This window comes from Brevibacillus fortis (assembly GCF_003013395.1).
GTDB lineage: Bacteria > Bacillota > Bacilli > Brevibacillales > Brevibacillaceae > Brevibacillus > Brevibacillus fortis.
In genome coordinates this window covers 221,311-237,715 of record NZ_PXZM01000036.1, presented here as the reverse complement: position 1 = coordinate 237,715, position 16,405 = coordinate 221,311, and the positions used below count along the sequence as shown (strand labels likewise).

The 16,405-nt window shown below is 46.8% G+C and carries 22 protein-coding genes; 7 read left to right on the top strand and 15 right to left on the bottom strand.

The features are described from left to right. The first annotated feature begins 69 nt into the window (after positions 1-69). A complete protein-coding gene (locus tag C7R93_RS30760) occupies positions 70-255 on the top strand; it encodes a hypothetical protein (protein ID WP_106840771.1) in 186 nt (61 codons plus the stop codon). A gap of 64 nt (positions 256-319) precedes the next feature. Here the strand turns inward: C7R93_RS30760 and C7R93_RS21730 are convergent, their stop codons facing one another. Continuing rightward, positions 320-1,372: a P1 family peptidase gene (locus C7R93_RS21730; RefSeq protein ID WP_106840770.1), complete on the bottom strand. Its 1,053-nt coding sequence runs from the start codon at positions 1,370-1,372 to the stop codon at positions 320-322. Beyond that, positions 1,369-1,929, bottom strand: a complete 561-nt coding sequence (locus tag C7R93_RS21725; RefSeq protein ID WP_106840769.1) for a GNAT family N-acetyltransferase — start codon at positions 1,927-1,929, stop codon at positions 1,369-1,371. Before C7R93_RS21725 ends, C7R93_RS21730 begins: the two co-directional genes overlap by 4 nt. Before the next feature lie 175 nt (positions 1,930-2,104). Here C7R93_RS21725 and C7R93_RS21720 point away from each other — a divergent pair, with 175 nt between their 5' ends. Continuing rightward, the gene (locus tag C7R93_RS21720) at positions 2,105-2,332 is read left to right on the top strand and encodes a hypothetical protein (RefSeq protein ID WP_106840768.1); all 228 of its coding nucleotides are present in this window, start codon (positions 2,105-2,107) and stop codon (positions 2,330-2,332) included. 206 nt (positions 2,333-2,538) lie between these two features. Here the strand turns inward: C7R93_RS21720 and C7R93_RS21715 are convergent, their stop codons facing one another. Together C7R93_RS21715 and C7R93_RS21710 are read right to left on the bottom strand one after the other, a co-directional pair. Further along, the gene (locus C7R93_RS21715; RefSeq protein ID WP_106840767.1) at positions 2,539-2,790 is read right to left on the bottom strand and encodes a YolD-like family protein; all 252 of its coding nucleotides are present in this window, start codon (positions 2,788-2,790) and stop codon (positions 2,539-2,541) included. Positions 2,791-2,958: 168 nt separating this feature from the next. Then, entirely contained in the window at positions 2,959-3,933 is a 975-nt protein-coding gene (locus tag C7R93_RS21710; RefSeq protein ID WP_106840766.1) for a bile acid:sodium symporter family protein, read from the bottom strand. Between the two features lie 178 nt (positions 3,934-4,111). Here C7R93_RS21710 and C7R93_RS21705 point away from each other — a divergent pair, with 178 nt between their 5' ends. Then, entirely contained in the window at positions 4,112-4,348 is a 237-nt protein-coding gene (locus C7R93_RS21705) for a hypothetical protein (RefSeq protein ID WP_106840765.1), read from the top strand. A 135-nt stretch (positions 4,349-4,483) separates the two neighbouring features. On the opposite strand, the gene C7R93_RS21700 is transcribed toward C7R93_RS21705, so the two are convergent. Next, on the bottom strand, positions 4,484-4,936 hold the full coding sequence (locus C7R93_RS21700) for a YhcN/YlaJ family sporulation lipoprotein (RefSeq protein ID WP_106840764.1): 453 nt from the start codon (positions 4,934-4,936) through the stop codon (positions 4,484-4,486). A gap of 614 nt (positions 4,937-5,550) precedes the next feature. On the opposite strand from C7R93_RS21700, the gene C7R93_RS21695 reads away from it, so the two are divergent. From C7R93_RS21695 to C7R93_RS21680, 4 genes are all read left to right on the top strand, one after another. Continuing rightward, positions 5,551-6,225, top strand: a complete 675-nt coding sequence (locus tag C7R93_RS21695; protein ID WP_106840763.1) for an O-methyltransferase — start codon at positions 5,551-5,553, stop codon at positions 6,223-6,225. 172 nt (positions 6,226-6,397) lie between these two features. After that, the gene (locus C7R93_RS21690; protein ID WP_106840762.1) at positions 6,398-6,889 is read left to right on the top strand and encodes a GNAT family N-acetyltransferase; all 492 of its coding nucleotides are present in this window, start codon (positions 6,398-6,400) and stop codon (positions 6,887-6,889) included. Positions 6,890-7,122: 233 nt separating this feature from the next. Further along, positions 7,123-7,467, top strand: a complete 345-nt coding sequence (locus tag C7R93_RS21685; RefSeq protein WP_106840761.1) for a YkgJ family cysteine cluster protein — start codon at positions 7,123-7,125, stop codon at positions 7,465-7,467. Positions 7,468-7,704: 237 nt separating this feature from the next. Then, entirely contained in the window at positions 7,705-8,409 is a 705-nt protein-coding gene (locus C7R93_RS21680; protein WP_106840760.1) for a DUF4386 domain-containing protein, read from the top strand. Positions 8,410-8,487: 78 nt separating this feature from the next. Here the strand turns inward: C7R93_RS21680 and C7R93_RS21675 are convergent, their stop codons facing one another. Genes C7R93_RS21675 through C7R93_RS21630 form a run of 10 tightly spaced genes read right to left on the bottom strand, consistent with a single transcriptional unit; the run spans position 8,488 to position 16,297 of the window. Beyond that, positions 8,488-8,745 carry an HPr family phosphocarrier protein gene (locus tag C7R93_RS21675; protein ID WP_106840759.1) on the bottom strand — a complete coding sequence of 86 codons (258 nt, stop codon included), beginning with the start codon at positions 8,743-8,745 and terminating at the stop codon, positions 8,488-8,490. Between the two features lie 33 nt (positions 8,746-8,778). Continuing rightward, positions 8,779-9,501, bottom strand: coding sequence for a KDGP aldolase (locus C7R93_RS21670; RefSeq protein WP_106840758.1), 723 nt, complete (start codon positions 9,499-9,501; stop codon positions 8,779-8,781). A gap of 5 nt (positions 9,502-9,506) precedes the next feature. Next, the gene (locus C7R93_RS21665) at positions 9,507-10,622 is read right to left on the bottom strand and encodes a DgaE family pyridoxal phosphate-dependent ammonia lyase (RefSeq protein ID WP_106840757.1); all 1,116 of its coding nucleotides are present in this window, start codon (positions 10,620-10,622) and stop codon (positions 9,507-9,509) included. Between the two features lie 40 nt (positions 10,623-10,662). Then, positions 10,663-11,313 carry a DUF4310 family protein gene (locus C7R93_RS21660; protein WP_106840756.1) on the bottom strand — a complete coding sequence of 217 codons (651 nt, stop codon included), beginning with the start codon at positions 11,311-11,313 and terminating at the stop codon, positions 10,663-10,665. Next, positions 11,313-12,101: a DUF4311 domain-containing protein gene (locus tag C7R93_RS21655; protein WP_106840755.1), complete on the bottom strand. Its 789-nt coding sequence runs from the start codon at positions 12,099-12,101 to the stop codon at positions 11,313-11,315. The genes C7R93_RS21660 and C7R93_RS21655 overlap by 1 nt, the downstream gene beginning before the upstream one ends. Before the next feature lie 21 nt (positions 12,102-12,122). Next, the gene (locus C7R93_RS21650) at positions 12,123-12,461 is read right to left on the bottom strand and encodes a DUF4312 family protein (protein ID WP_106840754.1); all 339 of its coding nucleotides are present in this window, start codon (positions 12,459-12,461) and stop codon (positions 12,123-12,125) included. Between the two features lie 3 nt (positions 12,462-12,464). Further along, positions 12,465-12,827 carry an SFCGS family glycine-rich protein gene (locus C7R93_RS21645; RefSeq protein ID WP_069844824.1) on the bottom strand — a complete coding sequence of 121 codons (363 nt, stop codon included), beginning with the start codon at positions 12,825-12,827 and terminating at the stop codon, positions 12,465-12,467. Positions 12,828-12,859: 32 nt separating this feature from the next. Continuing rightward, positions 12,860-13,231 carry a hypothetical protein gene (locus C7R93_RS21640; RefSeq protein WP_106840753.1) on the bottom strand — a complete coding sequence of 124 codons (372 nt, stop codon included), beginning with the start codon at positions 13,229-13,231 and terminating at the stop codon, positions 12,860-12,862. After that, positions 13,222-14,367 carry an amidohydrolase/deacetylase family metallohydrolase gene (locus C7R93_RS21635; protein ID WP_106840752.1) on the bottom strand — a complete coding sequence of 382 codons (1,146 nt, stop codon included), beginning with the start codon at positions 14,365-14,367 and terminating at the stop codon, positions 13,222-13,224. The genes C7R93_RS21640 and C7R93_RS21635 overlap by 10 nt, the downstream gene beginning before the upstream one ends. Further along, complete coding sequence (locus C7R93_RS21630) at positions 14,297-16,297, bottom strand: BglG family transcription antiterminator (protein WP_106840751.1); 2,001 nt, start codon at positions 16,295-16,297, stop codon at positions 14,297-14,299. The genes C7R93_RS21635 and C7R93_RS21630 overlap by 71 nt, the downstream gene beginning before the upstream one ends. Positions 16,298-16,405: the final 108 nt, after the last annotated feature.

Sequence of the window (16,405 nt, the reverse complement as noted above, 5' to 3'; positions counted from 1 at the left end):
AACGATCTTCTGACATATTCGTATATACTTATACGGAATAGACTTCCAACCTAACTAGGAGTGATTGATATGCTCAAAAAGCTTTTGAAAAATTTACTCGGTAATCACTCATCTTCGCATAAGCACCGGAAATACAGCAGCAGCGATTACAAACATCGGAGAAAGTACAGCTCTAGTAATCGGTACGGCCATTCCCATCACGGCAGCTCTCATTATAAAAGAAAGCGCTCCAGCCGTAGCTTCTTCAGCAGTTAAACATCTGTTTAACACAAATGAGTACACTGCAAAACTCCGCTAGCGTTTAGCGGAGTTTTTTCATTTAACGAGACATGATTTCTACGAAACGATCCAGCGGCACTGCATGTACGGTTCTGTTTTTCTGGCCTTTGATTGTTTCCGCCATGAACATGGAGTTCAGGATCGCTTCGTTGACCGCTTCGATCGCCGCTTCAAACAGCGCATCCAGTTGTTCAGACGGAAACATTTTCACTGTGCTCATTTGCTCGTCGCCATACGAATAGCAATTTCCTGTAGAAAAGGTCAGGAAGAAATCACCGCTGCCCTCCTCACCAATCGCACCGAGCTGTGCCATCGCGAGTGACGCTCGCTTGGAAATGCGCTTGCATTGTGTCGGCAAAAGAGGCGCGTCCGTCGCAATGGTGACTAAAAAGGAGCCTGCATTTTCCGGTGTTATCCACGGCAAAGGGACTACATTTTCAGAGATCATCTGTCCAACAGGAATGCCATTTACTTTCAAATCCTGTCTTCTGCCAAAATTCGTCTGAACCAATACGCCAACAGTAAAGGAGCCACATTCGGTCTCGACGATACGTGAGGAAGTCCCGATTCCGCCCTTGAATTCGAAGCAGATCATCCCAGTACCTCCGCCCACATTTCCTTCCTCGATATGTCCTGTACGGGCCTCTACAATCGCTTCTTCCAAATCCTCGTACTGTATCTGCGTCTTTTCGAGATCACTTAGCCAACCATCCCATGTCTCCGCTACGATTCCATTGGAAAACGGTTCTAGCCCATCAATTTTTCTCGTCGCACGCGCAAGATGATGATGTGCTAACCCGAGTAGATGACTACCTGTAAATACGATCGGTGTCACGAGTGTCCCCGTCTCTTCTATCCAGTGACTGCCCGTAAATTCACCCGTACCATTAAAGGAGAAAAAGCCAGCAGGAAAATGCTGCCCCTCCAATTGACCGTCGTTGGGAACGATCACCGTCACTCCGGAACAAACGTCTTCCTTTTGAATCGTTTTATGACCGACCCTTACTCCTTTTACATCCGTAATCGCATTATACGCACCTGGTACACCCGACCCAATGAGTACGCCACATTCCCTCGCTCGTTTTCTCGTCATGTTACTCTCCTGTCATTTTTGAACCTTCCCATAATAATGGTGTTGTAATAATTGCCATCGGAAAGAACTTTGTCGTTTCTGAGTATCCCTTCGACTTCAAAGCCAAACCGTTTGTACAGCTCAATTGCCTTCTCATTCGTTTCCATCACATTCAACGTCATTTTGGTAATGTGGTTGGAATCTGCCCAGGCAACCGATTCTTGCAGGAGATTTTTCCCAATGCCATAACCCCAGAACTCTTGTAAGACACATACACCAAACTCTACTTTGTGAGCAAATCTGTTTAAGTAAACACCTGCACATCTGGAAAACCCGACAATCCGATCCTGTACTACAGCTACTAAAAACAAGTTTCTTGAACTTTCTGCATCCGTATTGATGATGCGTTCGAATCCTTGCCCATCGATGAAAGCCTCTCCTCTTTCTCTGTCCAAATTTTCAGTCTCTCCATCGATTTGCAGTCGGAGATCCGACAACTGTTGTGCATCTGCTTCCATTGCAGAACGAATCGTGTACGATAACCCATTCACAGAAAGGAGTTGTTGGCTGATTATCATCATTTTTCTCCTATTGGTAAAATTTTGGTCTTTCATTCTATCATAGGTAAAACTCTTTGTGAATCTTCTTTCTTCAAAAGGAAAGAGGCGGCCAGTTTGTTTACATAACATTTATTATGTTCATTTATACGGCAAACTGTGGATATGCTACAATAAGGGAAAGGAGCGTGCTCGTATGAATTTTTCCAAATCATTTTATTATACGGTCGACCATTCTAAGGTAGAGGAATACAAGAAGATGCTTGATCTGATGAAAATCCCCTACATGGTGGAAGCACCGATCGCCTTGCTGAATCAAGGAGCGAATGAATACTCCTTCGTTTTTCCCAACATGTCAGGTCGTCTTTATGGGATGGTGACCAAGTTATTTCAAGCGGATGGCAAGCCATATCCGAAGAATTGAACATAGACAAAAAAAGGACCCATTTACTGGGTCAAAATCGGAAGTGGAGAGAATGCATGCTATGTAACATATTTTAACGCAGAAAAGGCAGATGTCAATCAAACTTTCGAATTTTCTGCATTTTCACGTTAGGTTTTATTACACACTTGCTTTAAAAGCAAAAAAATTATACTGCGCATCTGTTTTTGTGTCAGGTTTCCGCACGTCTACGCACGTACATTGACAATTTTCTCCATCTCTATCCATTGACTACTCGTTTGGTTTGCTAATTGAACACGCCTCGCCTGTGGGTCTACCCATTTGACTACCCCCCACATGCTGCACGTATTCCCCCGCTCCCCCTCAAAGGACACACACCAGCTCACATTCAAGGGATAATTCTCTCTTGCCGAATCTCGCAGCATGTACATAAATGCCTCTCTTTCTTCGTTCGTTACTTCAAAATTGCCGTTAGCCACGCTTTTCCACCCGCCTATTTACGAACATTTGTTATCCAGATACTCATCCTATGTGGGAAATTGTAATTTCATTATATGAGTGCGAACATGAGTTCCCAACCTTTTTTTCAATTCATTGTCTGCCAAAAAGCCGTTTTCCAATTACTTAACGGAAAACGGCTCTTGCTTTTAGCTTGATAGTTCCTGTGGTTGATGTTGTGGTCTTTTCTCGACCAGCTCCAAAAACTTTCCGAAGGTAGAAGCGAGTATTTGCTGGAAAAGCATGCCGAGAACAACTGGAAGAGCAACAGGCGCAGGAAAGTACGTGATCGCCATAACTGCACCTGCACTAATGTTTCGCATTCCACTGTTGAAGGTTAACGTGACGATAACATCACGCTCCCATCCGAACAGCCTTGCTATCCCCCACCCCATCAAATATCCCAAAATGGCTACTACTAGTACGAGGACCGCCATTCCCACCAATTTGGCGTCCATCATATGAAAGTAAGACGAGACCATCGAACTGTTGATGGCAACGACAACACCCATTCCCATCTTAGAGAATGGCGCTAATTTAGGTGCCAGCGTTTTTTTGACGTTCCCTTTTGACAAATGATTCAGCAGCATACCGACAAGAGACGGCAATACGATCATATAAAATAAACCCTTCATCAGTTCAGCCAAATCCATCTCGACCGTTGCCCCTAAAAACAAGGACATTCCCAATGGAACAATCAATGGGGAGAGCATCGTATCTAACAAAATAATGGATAGCGTCAATGCGATGTTCCCGAAATAAATCGATGACCACAAAAAGCTCGTGATCCCTGTGGGAATTAAAGCAGCCAACAAAAAGCCCGTGATGACATGGATATCATCTGGATAAAACAACGTAGCCATTGACCAAGCAACAAGTGGCATTAGTGCATGAAGAATCAACAAGTTGACGATTAAAGGAAGCGGTCTAGTCAGTACCTTTGCAAATTCTTTAAATCCTGAACCCAGACTGCCGGCAAATGTCATGAAAGCAAACACCCAAGGAGACAAAAAAGCAAATGGTTGGAGATGTGTCCCCGCTATTACCCCAATGGCAACACTACTCGGCGTTAATATGGGCATGATTTTTTCAAGCGATCTATTCAGTTTGGCTAACCCGTTCATCTGATACACCTCAAGTCTCGTCCTTTGATGCTATTGATGTGAGGTATGTTATCATGAACAGATTATCGTTACAAGACCAAAGTTCATTATTAGATTACATACGCATCATTTATTCGTAATTTCACGTTGCATACTTTCACGCATGGGAGTAAAGCCTATGACGGAAAGGAGGTATTTTATGAACGGAATGGATTGGGTAGAATTTATCCGAAAAACCGAAGATAAGATGTATCACCTCCATCGAGCGATAGATGGAATCTGTAATGATCCCGACTATAAGGAATCCGTTACTACCTTGACGGAAGTGGTAAGAGATTATCAAGTCCTTGTGGAAAAAGCCAAGGGTGAATTACGCGGCATCGACCTCCATCGAGATCGAGAGCGCGCGCATCATTACGATCGTGATCACCATTAGCCTACATAGACTCCCAGTCAGGGAGTTCTTCTTTGTTGATTACTCACAGAATATTCATTTCACCTCGATCATTCCGTCAAAATAGACAATAAAACCTCACTCTACCCATGTAGTGTGTGAGGTCTTAAAAGTAGGCTAGCCCTTCATTTTCTTTTCAAGTTCTTTTAAGGATTTCTTCTTCTGACATGCCGCTTTTACATCGGTTGGCCACGGTTCGTCACTTAGCCTTTGCAAATCTTTTATTAATCGCTTGTCAGCTGTCACATGAATATTAGCATCTGGGAAGGCCTCTTTTAATTTCTTTCCGACTTCTTTTTGAATCGATTCCAGCTTGAACCGATTAAAATTCGTCACTTGAATAGCCACATCGAGCTCTTTATCGATTTGCACAGCCACTATTCTATCGATGCCCTTCACCCTGGTTGTAATCGATCTTGCTTGCTCTTCCCATTGATAATGTCTGACGGGAACAGGTATGCACAACGGTTCCGCTTCCGTTTTTTGCTTCGTTTCTGTACCAGACTGCTTCGTACACCCCGTTACGGTCAAAGCAAAAGCCAGTGTCAGTACCACGAAAGTTACCCGCACACAAAACACCTCCTGACCAAAATCACCTGTTACTAGCTTGACCTTGATCGGAGGAAGTATGTAAAGAAAAAAGCGGTGACTCCTCTGCGTAGTTTGAGTCACCGCGGACCCCAAGAACATCGTAAGTCCTATGTACAAGGATATAAAAAATCACATCAAAACGCGATAGGAGATGACTGGATATAAAATTCGAACAAAAAAAAATCCCAACCAACAAGAAGTGGTTGGGGCGTACGGGGTAGTACGCATATGTCATACGTGAATGATATAAGCATATAGGACTTCGTTTCTGTTGACAACGAACAATAATAGGTACATTTACCTATTGGTGGATTAAAAAAATTGCGCCGACTTTGACTGCATCATTTAGTCGAACGCGTGGAATAGAATCCCCAAGGTTGGATTATACTAGCTAGCTTGGATTACTTTTCTATTATCATGAAAATTTACCGTTCACGCTATGCGAAAATAATGGTAACAGGTGAAAATCTTACCTAAAAAGCTTGATCCACCAAAGATACCTCCGCTGAAATATGTCATTCGCTCCAAAAAAGCCAGCCAGAAGTTTCTAATCGTGTTATGATATCCCTGTAAAATCATGAGGAGATGAGATCATGAATAGAGAGCAATGGACAGCGGTCGATCACTATTTTACGGATAAATTACAGGAAGTCGATTCCGTTCTAGACACAGTTCTCCAAGAGAACGCAGCTGCAGGCCTGCCAGCTATCGATGTCGCACCCAATCAAGGGAAGCTCCTTCATCTGTTAGCACGAATCCAAGGTGCTCGTTCGATCTTGGAAATTGGCACTCTCGGTGGTTACAGTACCATCTGGCTAGCCCGCGCACTCCCTGCTGACGGTCGTCTCATTACTCTCGAATATGATCCTAAGCATGCAGAAGTCGCACAATCGAACATTACCCGCGCAGTACTAGATCATATCGTGGAAGTGAGGATCGGACTTGCCCTTGATTCGCTGATCCAACTGCACAAAGAAAATCAGGGTCCGTTTGATTTTATTTTTATTGATGCGGATAAAAAAGGAAACCCCGACTATTTCCAATGGGCATTGAAACTCTCTCGCAAGGGGACTGTGATCATCACGGATAACGTTGTACGAAGTGGTCAAGTCGTAGATGAAACAAGCACGGACCCCAATATTGTCGGAGTACGCCAATTCACTGATTTGGTAGCTGAAGAGCAACGTGTCAGTGCAACCGTTGTACAGACAGTTGGCAGCAAAGGCTATGATGGCTTTGCGATCATGCTAGTCACCGGGGATAACTAGTCTTTTTCACTTTCAAAGGTTGTCATGAGTAGGAGTGTGTACGTTTTGTTTAGGCTTGGTTTACCTAGCTTTATGCTCATCGCTAATGTGATTTTGGTTCTCACGGTACTGTCGTTAATTATTAAAGTGTTTGTGAAAAGAGAATAGCTGATGTTTCCGGAGGTGCTTTTCCTTGGAGCCTTTGCATGATCAGTCGCTTTATTTACGAGAAGTAACAGAGGCAGATCTCCCTATATTTTTCACTCAGCAATTGGACAAATCCGCTCATATGATGGCGGCATTTACTGTCAAGGACCCTGCTGATAGAGATAGATTCGCCGCGCATTGGGCGAAGATTTTGAACGATGATTCGATTGTGAAAAGAGCTATTCTTATGAATGGACAGATTATCGGTAATATTTTGTGCTTTGAGCTGTTTGACTTACCTACGATTGGATATTGGATTGACAAAAGCTGTTGGGGCAAAGGAATCGCGACAAATGCACTTTCTCTCTTTTTAGAAGAACTCCGAACACGTCCTGTATATGCGCGCGTCGCCCATGACAACATCGCATCCATTCGTGTCTTAGAAAAAAACGGTTTTTTGCCTTTCGATATAGATCGGGCATTTTCGGAAGCACGAGGCGAAGAAGTGGAAGAACTCATTCTGATCAAACACACATGAGGTCAGAGGCGCTTACCTTCAGCGCTTCTCCTCTTTTTAAGCAGTCTTCATTTTCTAAATCGAAAGGACATCCTACATGTGTTATAATAAAAGGACAGTATTCTCTTCTTACCGAATTTTTGAGTAACCAACACAATTGAACGCGGCAGTTCTTAAGATGATCTCCTGATTCAAGGGGGATCATCTTTTTTGTTTTTCTAGCAATCATCACAAAACGAAAGGTTGTAGATTCAATGGAAGCATTACCTTGCCAAGGCTGCAAAGGATTGTGCTGTGGCCCTGTTCCCGTAACAGAGAAGGAATATAAAATGATACACAAGAAATTGAAAGCGCTTCCAAAAAAACTTCGGGACGATCTGAAAAATCAACCGCGAATGTTCGGGACGTGTATCTTCTATGACTTGCACAAAGATCAGTGTGGCATTCATAGCGTTCGACCGGAAGTTTGTCGCGCTTTTGGCTATCACAAAGATCTCGTTTGTTTTCGCAAACCGGAATTGGCGACAAAGGAAACGCTGACCTTCAAAGAGACGCATATTGGGTATTTGAGTATTGATTTTACCTGGAAGCATTTTTAATGAAATGGACCCTTTATGGTACAAGGATTCTCGGTCTTTTAAATCACCAGATATTTGAAAATTAGTTTTAGACTCAACGTCAGAATGAAGCAAATCATGCATATAAACAGAATAATAAAGTTACTGATCCGATACCGGTTGTAAATGAGAAATTGTCATTGTCGCTACTTCTTTGACCTCGTAATTCGCGCGTCCCGCAACCATCCGCCAAGGGTAGGTATTATAAGGAGGCTAATTATGTTGAGGAAGAGTACAAAATCAGGTAGAAGGTCTGCAGTCATTACTGGGGTGTTATTAATAGTCGGGTTGGTTACAGGTATATTTAGTGTTGTTCCTGTTATAGATGGAGCAGACTACCTTGTCAAGGCTTCTACAAATGAAAATCAGGTACTACTAGGAGCGTTTTTCCAGTTGTTAATGGTTGCTGCATATGTTGGTATTCCTATTGTGATGTATCCGATTTTAAGTAAGCATAATAAAGGTATAGCTCTTGGATCTGTTGCTTTTGGCATCATTGCGGGTGTGTTCATCATGATTGGTGTAATCATTCTTCTGTTGCTATTGACAGTAAGCCACGAATTTGCGAAAGTCGGAACTCTACATGTATCGTACTTTCAGACTCTGGGTGGATTGCTGCGGGAAGGACGTGATTTGGTGAACCATGTGGCAACGACACTGGCATTTGTTTTGGCTATGTTCTTTTTTACCTGCATCTTTTACCAAACAAAATTAGTTCCACGTTGGTTGTCAGTTTTCGGTCTTATTGGGTCTACATTGTCCATATTGGCAAGCTCATTATTTATGATTCGCTTTATCGGTCTGGATGCAACCTACATGATGTTGAACATTCCCATAGCCTTTCAACAATTGATTTTGGCTATATGGCTCATCATTAAAGGATTCAACCCAACGGAACCAGGATTCTATATCCACGTAAGATAAAGGATGAACATTTAGACATAGAGGGATGTCTCCTGACTATTCACTGGAGACATCCCTTTTTCGTTTACACACAGCCAATTACTCTACACTTACCAAAACGCGCTCCAACGCATCCAACGCCTGCTCCGCGTCTGCACCATCCGCAGTCAATATGACCGACTGTCCTTTTGAAACAGCAAGGGACATGACCCCGATAATACTCTTGGCATTCACCTTCTTCTCCTCTTTGTTCAATCCGATTTCACTGGAAAAGGAAGCTGCCACTTTCACAAACAAAGTAGCTGGTCGCGCATGTAAACCTTGTGCCAACTGGACGATAACCTGTCTCTCTCTCATTTGATTCACTCCTATCCCTTTCTCATATAATGGCTACAGTCCTTCTATAGCAGCCAGTAGTTCTTCTACTTGGTCCAATCGCGTCAACCCCGTTTCCTTGTCGACGATCGATGTATAAATGTGCGGAATGACCTGCTTTGCACCTGCTGCGAGGCATACCTCCACAATCTGACGAATCGAAGCTGTATCTATCCCGCCTGTCGGCTCAAAAACTGGAATCCCGTAACGTACGGCTGCTTCTGCCATCGCCTTGATTTCATTCAGCCTTTCCAGCCCGTCGACTGGATAAAATTTGACTGAGTGTACGCCAATCTCCGCCAGCATCGCGGCGGCTGCATCGCAAGAGAGCAATTCTGACACTTTGTTGCTCATTGGTCCTGTGGTGACTTGAACCTTTCCTGATTGTCCACCGGGGGCAATCAATGCATTCACGATGGTATGTGAGTTGCCGACTGCCTGTAGCCCCCCGAGCGTATAGCCTGCTGCCGGAAATACTTGATTGACGTGATCCGGTTGTGTCTGCACCGCGACTTCTGCGACCTTCTTCCATTGAGTTGGATCACCTGCGCCCAGCCCTACTGACACTGGTACCCCTGCTTGCTGATATTGTCCAACTGTAGTTATTGCTGCTTCTACGGACGCAAATCCTTTGACCAAGATCCCGATCAAAGCACGGCCATCCGCTATGGAGCAGATTTGTTTCGCGTTCTCTACATCCCTTGCCAAAAGGTTCAAACGAATTTTCGGTGTGCCCACTTTTGTTATTCTCCTTCTCCCTGTTTTTGCAGCAGCTCCTTCATGCGCGCTGCAATGATGTGTTCCTGCCCTTCGTGAAATGGTCGTGGATCAAAGGCAATCACTCCCGTATTCACATAATGGTTGCGGGTAAAAATAGCTGGATTTCCTTGCTCCAGTTGGCGTGTAAGCTCACGCGCCGTCATTCCCGTCACTCGTTCGTCTAGCTGAACTTGCACCCGGTAGATCTCCCTGCCAGCCTCATCCTGTGCGATTGTTGCTCTCATACCGGGCAAGCTGTTCAGTTCTCCTGCCAGCCACTCCACTCGCCTGCGCTGCTCGGGAACATTTTGCTTTTCAGGGTCGTACTGTCCAAGCGCTGCAAGCAAACCGGCAATGGCTTCCTTTCCTACCTTCATGGCACGACCGACGCCTTTATACTGCGCGCGACATGCGGCAACCAGATCGGCACGACCTGTGATAAACCCAGACGTTGGTCCGCCGATTGCTTTTCCGCCACTGTAAATGACCAGATCGGCACCCATCGCCACGTAGCGCCGCAGATCCTCCTCCGCCGCTGCGTCTACTATGACCGGAAGTCCAAACTCCCGACCGAGTTGAATCATCGTGTCTAGCGACTGCATTCCTTTTTGAATCGCATGGTGAGATTTGACATAGAGCAGCGCTGCCGTCTGATCATCAATTGCTTCTCGCAAATGTTCTTCTTCTACGTGATTGGCATGCCCGATCTCTACGACTTTCCCACCACCCAGTGCAATCATCTGTTGAACAGACGCCCCGAAGTGCACCATGTGTCCTTTTTGTATGATGATCTTGTTATTCAACCCTTCGGAAAGAGGAAGCCGCTCGATCAAACTCAGATGGCAACCCGCTATGACTGCCGCTACACTAATGGCAATACCTGCAGCTGCTCCTGAGGTAGGGCAACCGTCTTCTGCTCCGGTCGCCTCTGCAATATGACGACCTGCTACGATCATCAGTTCACTGATTTCTACATAATCCATGGCGGCTTCTCCCATGGCCTGTGCGATAGAAGGATGGACGGCACTTGCACCCAGTGCCGTCATCTTACCGCTTGCATTAATAACTTGCTTCAACCCTAGCTGCTGATAGATTCCCATGGTTTGCCCATCCTTCCTGTGAAAACGCTTGGCGATTCCCTTATTGAGTCGGGATCGGGAAAATGGCGCCGAGGAGCATGGCCCCGATAATCGCACCGCCAGCAATCGGTTTGTTGTAATAGTAGAAAATCGCTGCTCCTGCTGTTGCGCCGAGTCCTACTGGAATCGAGGCCATAATCGCAGAAATGACAATCAATGGGCCTAAGTAACGACCTGCTGCGTTTCCGGCTCCCATCATGACATCCGCACCAAAGGTGGAATTCGATGCGTTGATCGTATACTTCCGAATCAAAATAATCACGGTACCAATGATGAGCCCCAAGAGCGCACCTGTCGTCAGCGCCAATGGAAAAGAAGTCAACGGAGCTGTAAAGCCTGCTCCCAACATCAATGCTGGAACACCAATCCCGATACCTGTTTGCAACGAGCCGCCAATATCGAGAATCCCAACCAGTGGTCCCTCCAATACGCGGGCGAACAAAAAGCTCGCTCCAAATGCAGCAGCCGCACCATATCCGCCACCCTTGATTCCCGCCTCGAGCATCGCAACGATAGCGATATCGTTAAATGCCCCGACATGATACACATAGTACAAATGAGTACCCGCAAAGATTCCTGAAGACAAGCACGCCACAAAGAGGGGAAATGCCCATTCTGAATACCAAAACCCTTTTGCCTGCAATTCACCCATTACTTTTTCACCACCGATCCGAATGTTTCGTGAAGCTCTATCAACCACTGTGGAATTTCTACAGACATGCTCTTCAAGAGCGCTACGTCAAAGCCACGGAAGAAACCACTGAATACAAACAAGAGAATGACTGCAATAAACATGGATTTCGTAATTTTGTTCCAACCACTGTCATCCAGGCCTTTTCCGATCAAAATACCCAAGACGATTCCAGGCACGGCATTCCCCATGACCAAGTGCGACATACCACCCAAGACCGTTCCCCACATCCCTGTCCGTTTGCCTGCATCCATTGCCGCCATCCAGAACACAATCGGCATGATCGGGTTGATCAACCAGTTCGCAGCCGGGACCAGTACCTTCGTCGCCACCAGCTGCATCGATTCAGGAATTGCTGTCGCGGTTGAGTTCAGTAGGGTGACCACAACAACACCGACAGCTGCTCCAGCAATGGCCATTTGCTTCGGATTGTGCAAGGTCTCTGCGACATTCTTGTTTCGCCAGAGCAACACGGCAGCAGCCCAGTTCGGGATGACGCGATGATCCACATCTTGTGTCAAAGCACCGGCACCGACAACAGACGCCCATGAGTTAAACAAAAAGCCTAGACCAAATGAAAAGTGGGAAATGGGATCGCCCGCACAAGCGTTCAGCTCTCCAAAAGTCCGAAATGCTCCCATCCCCTGGACATTGGGTGCGTGAAACATCCTCGCCGCCCCCGCACCAACACCGAAGCCGACCAATGCCCCGATGACGATCGACTTCAACACAATCATCAAAGTAACCATGAACCTACCCCCTGTTTGCTTCTATCGCTGACGAACCAACTGCCCCATACCCGCAGTCTGCTCGGTCTGCTGCTGAAACGAGATGTCTTCTACCTGCACCAACCCCAGTCTCACTTGAATATCTACCGTGATGTCATACCGCGTCCGTTTGCGTGGGAAGAACAATCCAAAAAATCGCTCATGCTTCACTGTTTCTGTCGCAGACACAATGGAAACTCCTACAGGTTCGATTCGCACGACCAAATCATTCGTCTGTCTCGCCACGACATGCTTGATTTGGGAAAAAATCTTGTTGAAGGCTCCCTCTTTCGTATCGGCACTGCCGGATAGTCTCAAGGTCTGCGTCGTCTCCGTGTACATGGATTACTTCCCTCCCAGCTTGATGTATTCTTCCACCATGCGTCTGCCCAGCTCTTCTATATCCATGAAGCCAAAACCAATCACTTTTTTGCCGCTACGCAAGGCGGTAATCCCAGCATCTACTGAGCGCAGCCCGTATTCGACGGGAAAACCATACTTGGTCTTAGCAGTCAGTGCCCCAGCCCCGCCACTTCCGCAAAAGGACAGCCCGAGATCTGCACTCTCACTGACCATGACATCTCCTACTTTCATATCAGCGCCAACACCTGGAATGACGATCGCAGTCCCGCCAGCAGCCTCGATTCCTTTTGCGATGTTCTGTCCTTTTCCAAGACGATCACCAATCACGATTTTTACCTTAGACATATACATTCCCTCCTTTTATTCGCAGCGATGTTTTAAGATGGCCCCATCTGCATGGCACGGATGGCTTCAAAATGGACAGCCAACAGAAACACTTCTGTATCATCTACCTGCCACGCACTCTTTTCTTCCGAGAGGACTTTGTGCGAGAGCGTAACCATATCCGGATGAATTTCGGCAAACAACTCCGCTTCAATCACGGGTAGCCTTTCACCGTTTGTCATCCGTCGTACAAATGCCAGCACATGAGCCCCAATGGCTAGCCAGCAATCTCGCGGTATGTGAATCTCCCTGAGGCGGAACTCCTCCTCAATTTTCCGGAGAATCTCCTTTGATTCAGAAATTTCAGATAAATATTCCGATTTTGTCTCAGCCAGTTCCTTGAGGATGTCATCAATCATTTGCATGTCAGTACCTTTCCCGAAGTAATCACTTGATAGGCGACTACTCTTTCCTTTGTTTCCAACGTTTCTTGTTCACTGTCCGTCAAGATCGTCGGCTCTTTTTTGATCTGCAAAATAGATACGTCCGCGCATGCCCCTACTTTCAACGTTCCGATCTCGTTTTCCAATCCGAGAATTCGTGCGGGTGCAAGCGTACTTGCCGCAATCACATCGTCGAGCGAGTAGCCCATGGCGAGAAACTTTGTAAGTGTGAGCGTCAAGCTATGCACGGGACCCTCGATGTTGCGTCGGTGAACATCCGTGCTAATGACATGTGGCGTAATGCCTTGGACCAGCGCATGTCGCAGTGTTTGAAAGCTGAAGCTCGCTTCGCCGTGTCCGATGTCGAGTAAGACACCCCGCTCCAATGCGTCTTGCGCCTCTGGAATCAACTCACCCCGTTCGTCGAACATCCCTCCTTTTTTTCCGTGAAACGCATGTGTCACGATGTCTCCCCGGTCTAAGAGAGGCAATATTTCCGTGAGTTTTGGTGGAGCGTTTCCGATGTGCACCATCATCGGTACGCCCGCTTCCCTCGCCGCTTCCTTGGCTACGAGCAAGGGATGGATCCCGTTTTGCTTGACGACAGAACTGCTCATGCGGGCTTTAATCCCTCGTACTATCGGCTGTTCTCTTATGAGCGCTGCCGCTTCTCTCGGGGTTAGCCGCGACATGTCTGCGAGCTCCCCGCCGCCCGTACACAAGCCGTCCCCTGAAATATTCAGAAATGCAAGAACACGAGTAGCAGAAGGATACACGGCTTCTTCGAGAAAAGCATCAAACGACCATAGCCCGACACTGCCAGCATCTACTACGGTTGTCACTCCTTGCTCGACGCCGACCCGATCCGCGGCTACGCCCAATAACGTCTTTGTCGGAAAAACGTGAGCGTGCAGATCGATCAGACCGGGCGTCACCAAATATCCCTCTGCATCGATCGTCTCCTTGCTTTCCAGATTCATCCTTTGATCATCGGTTGTCTTCCCTTTTTCATACAACCCAACGATTCGCCCTTCCCGAATGGCAAGATCATAGTGCCCGTTCAGGTTCTGGGAAGGATCGATGACCCGTCCGTTGCGTATGAGTAGATCCACTTTCACGCTCTACCGTCCCCTTTCCTGAAAAATAGCGCATAATGGCCGTCACTTCACTTGGCGGAACCAAGAGGTTTGCCTCAGCCATCAATTGGTTCAGCTGTTCACGCCATGTCTTCCATTCTTTCGATTCTGCCTCAGCAGATGATTCCCATTCCTCCTGATAAGGTGAGCCAAAAGCCAGTCGATTCACCATCAGCAGCAGATGCAGCGTAAGTCCGCTTGCCGTTTGTTCTGTTACGTACTCCCGAAAAGCAGTTACGATTTTTTGACTGATCTCATACCCTTTGCAGATGACATCCTGGGACAGTCTCTCCACCACTGGCAAATCTGACGGATTGAGATCAGTAGTCAACGTGGGGAACCAGGCTTGCTTACGTGAATTCACATCCTGCTGTCGATTTCCTCCCTCCACTTGCAAGGCTTCCAGACAGTTCTGAATCTGGTTGATATCCTGACGTGTTGGAAGAGGACTGACAATAACAACGGGCACCTCTGCTTTGATCGGCAGTACACTGATGATGACATCCACGCGACGACTCGCCAAATACTTCTCTACCTCTGTGCTGGAACACAGGCCTACGACCCTCAGTGAACGCAATTCACTTTCCAGGTACGTTTTCAAAAACCGAGAAGTTCCTCTGCCTGTTCCACAAACGACGAGCGCATCTGCCTTTTTCTGCTCCAGCCAGCGATCATAACCCGCTTGGAAATGGAGCACAAAGTAAGCAATGTCGGCATCGAGCCAATAGACCCCACGCTGCCAAAACACTTCTTCACAAGAGCGCTTGACTGCATCAAACATGCGTGCATAGGAACGGCGAATCTCCTCATTCAGTGGGTTTGCAAAAAGTACTCCCTGACGATAACGGTTCAAACTGTCATCCAAGTGAGCGAATAAAAGTCTGCCCAACTCCTGATCCTCGTACAATGGTGCCAGCATCCGCCTACTAACGGCTTCCGTCAGCTCCTTGGCTGCCTGGAAAACGTCCATAACAATCCTGCCTGCACGCGCCTCTCTTGGCACCTGTTCAGTCCCTAGCAGCGGAAGGCATGCATATGCAATCTCGTGTTCGGGGATATCGACGTTCAATCGCTGACATAATGCTCGAACTTCGGTTGAAAACAGCTCGTACCCACTCCAATGCCTCGCTTCTCCCATCTCGGCATCATCTGCAGTGACCAATTGCCCCCGCTGAACACGATGGACGACAATGCATAAGCGAATGAGTAAACTAATCAGCGCTCGGTCTGCCAGCGTCTCGGCAGCAGCATTCATCCATGCTTTGATGCTGTGAATGATCGCCCCTAGCTCTGTCCGGCTGATCAGCCATTTCTCTAATAACGGACCTGTTCTCGCTTCTTGTCCGTATTCTGGAATAATCCCCTGTACCATCCGATACATGTCGATTCCATCGAGCAGATCGTGAATCAAATTTTCGAGAGCATATCGCTTGTGTCGCTCACTCCCGTCTACACGCACACCGTACCTTTGCTTCGTGACGAGCTCAAGACGCCAGCCATCGAGCAGCTTTTCTGCGTCCTTGACATCGGCAACGACGGTATTGCGACTAACTCCCATGTGATCGGCCAAATCGTTCATCCGCTGATACCCTTCCGACAGCAGAAGAATGAACAAAAAATGCTTGACCCGATCCTTTTGCGGCAGGATGAGTGTTTTGCTGTCATCACTTTGCAAGTTTTCCTTCAAAGCATTTCGACGCTCTTGTACTTCCGTGATCCACAGCCCTTTATTCGGTTGAGAATGGAGGATGACATTTCGTTCCTTCAGCCATTGCCTGACGTTTTCCAGATCGTACTTGACGGTCCGTTCGCTTACCTGGAAATCACGCGCGACGTCCTTGATTTTCAGCGGATAGTAGCTGTCGAGTATCACCTTCAGTAATGCATGGGAACGTGTGGTTAAAAAGACCATTCCTTTCTCCTTTCCATAAAAAGCTGTGTCCTTGCTTGAGATTCATTATAGAAAACGCTTTCTCAGTGGTAAAGAACGATTCCTTTCCCCATCAATCGTGCAATTTTT

Excerpts from the sequence above, each read along its gene's own strand:
- C7R93_RS30760 (WP_106840771.1), top strand. The coding sequence starts at position 70 with ATGCTCAAAAAGCTTTTGAAAAATTTACTCGGTAATCACTCATCTTCG.
- C7R93_RS21730 (WP_106840770.1), bottom strand. The coding sequence starts at position 1,372 with ATGACGAGAAAACGAGCGAGGGAATGTGGCGTACTCATTGGGTCGGGT.
- C7R93_RS21725 (WP_106840769.1), bottom strand. The coding sequence starts at position 1,929 with ATGATAATCAGCCAACAACTCCTTTCTGTGAATGGGTTATCGTACACG.
- C7R93_RS21720 (WP_106840768.1), top strand. The coding sequence starts at position 2,105 with ATGAATTTTTCCAAATCATTTTATTATACGGTCGACCATTCTAAGGTA.
- C7R93_RS21710 (WP_106840766.1), bottom strand. The coding sequence starts at position 3,933 with ATGAACGGGTTAGCCAAACTGAATAGATCGCTTGAAAAAATCATGCCC.
- C7R93_RS21705 (WP_106840765.1), top strand. The coding sequence starts at position 4,112 with ATGAACGGAATGGATTGGGTAGAATTTATCCGAAAAACCGAAGATAAG.
- C7R93_RS21695 (WP_106840763.1), top strand. The coding sequence starts at position 5,551 with ATGAATAGAGAGCAATGGACAGCGGTCGATCACTATTTTACGGATAAA.
- C7R93_RS21685 (WP_106840761.1), top strand. The coding sequence starts at position 7,123 with ATGGAAGCATTACCTTGCCAAGGCTGCAAAGGATTGTGCTGTGGCCCT.
- C7R93_RS21680 (WP_106840760.1), top strand. The coding sequence starts at position 7,705 with ATGTTGAGGAAGAGTACAAAATCAGGTAGAAGGTCTGCAGTCATTACT.
- C7R93_RS21675 (WP_106840759.1), bottom strand. The coding sequence starts at position 8,745 with ATGAGAGAGAGACAGGTTATCGTCCAGTTGGCACAAGGTTTACATGCG.
- C7R93_RS21665 (WP_106840757.1), bottom strand. The coding sequence starts at position 10,622 with ATGGGAATCTATCAGCAGCTAGGGTTGAAGCAAGTTATTAATGCAAGC.
- C7R93_RS21660 (WP_106840756.1), bottom strand. The coding sequence starts at position 11,313 with ATGGGTGAATTGCAGGCAAAAGGGTTTTGGTATTCAGAATGGGCATTT.
- C7R93_RS21655 (WP_106840755.1), bottom strand. The coding sequence starts at position 12,101 with ATGGTTACTTTGATGATTGTGTTGAAGTCGATCGTCATCGGGGCATTG.
- C7R93_RS21650 (WP_106840754.1), bottom strand. The coding sequence starts at position 12,461 with ATGTACACGGAGACGACGCAGACCTTGAGACTATCCGGCAGTGCCGAT.
- C7R93_RS21645 (WP_069844824.1), bottom strand. The coding sequence starts at position 12,827 with ATGTCTAAGGTAAAAATCGTGATTGGTGATCGTCTTGGAAAAGGACAG.
- C7R93_RS21640 (WP_106840753.1), bottom strand. The coding sequence starts at position 13,231 with ATGCAAATGATTGATGACATCCTCAAGGAACTGGCTGAGACAAAATCG.
- C7R93_RS21630 (WP_106840751.1), bottom strand. The coding sequence starts at position 16,297 with ATGGTCTTTTTAACCACACGTTCCCATGCATTACTGAAGGTGATACTC.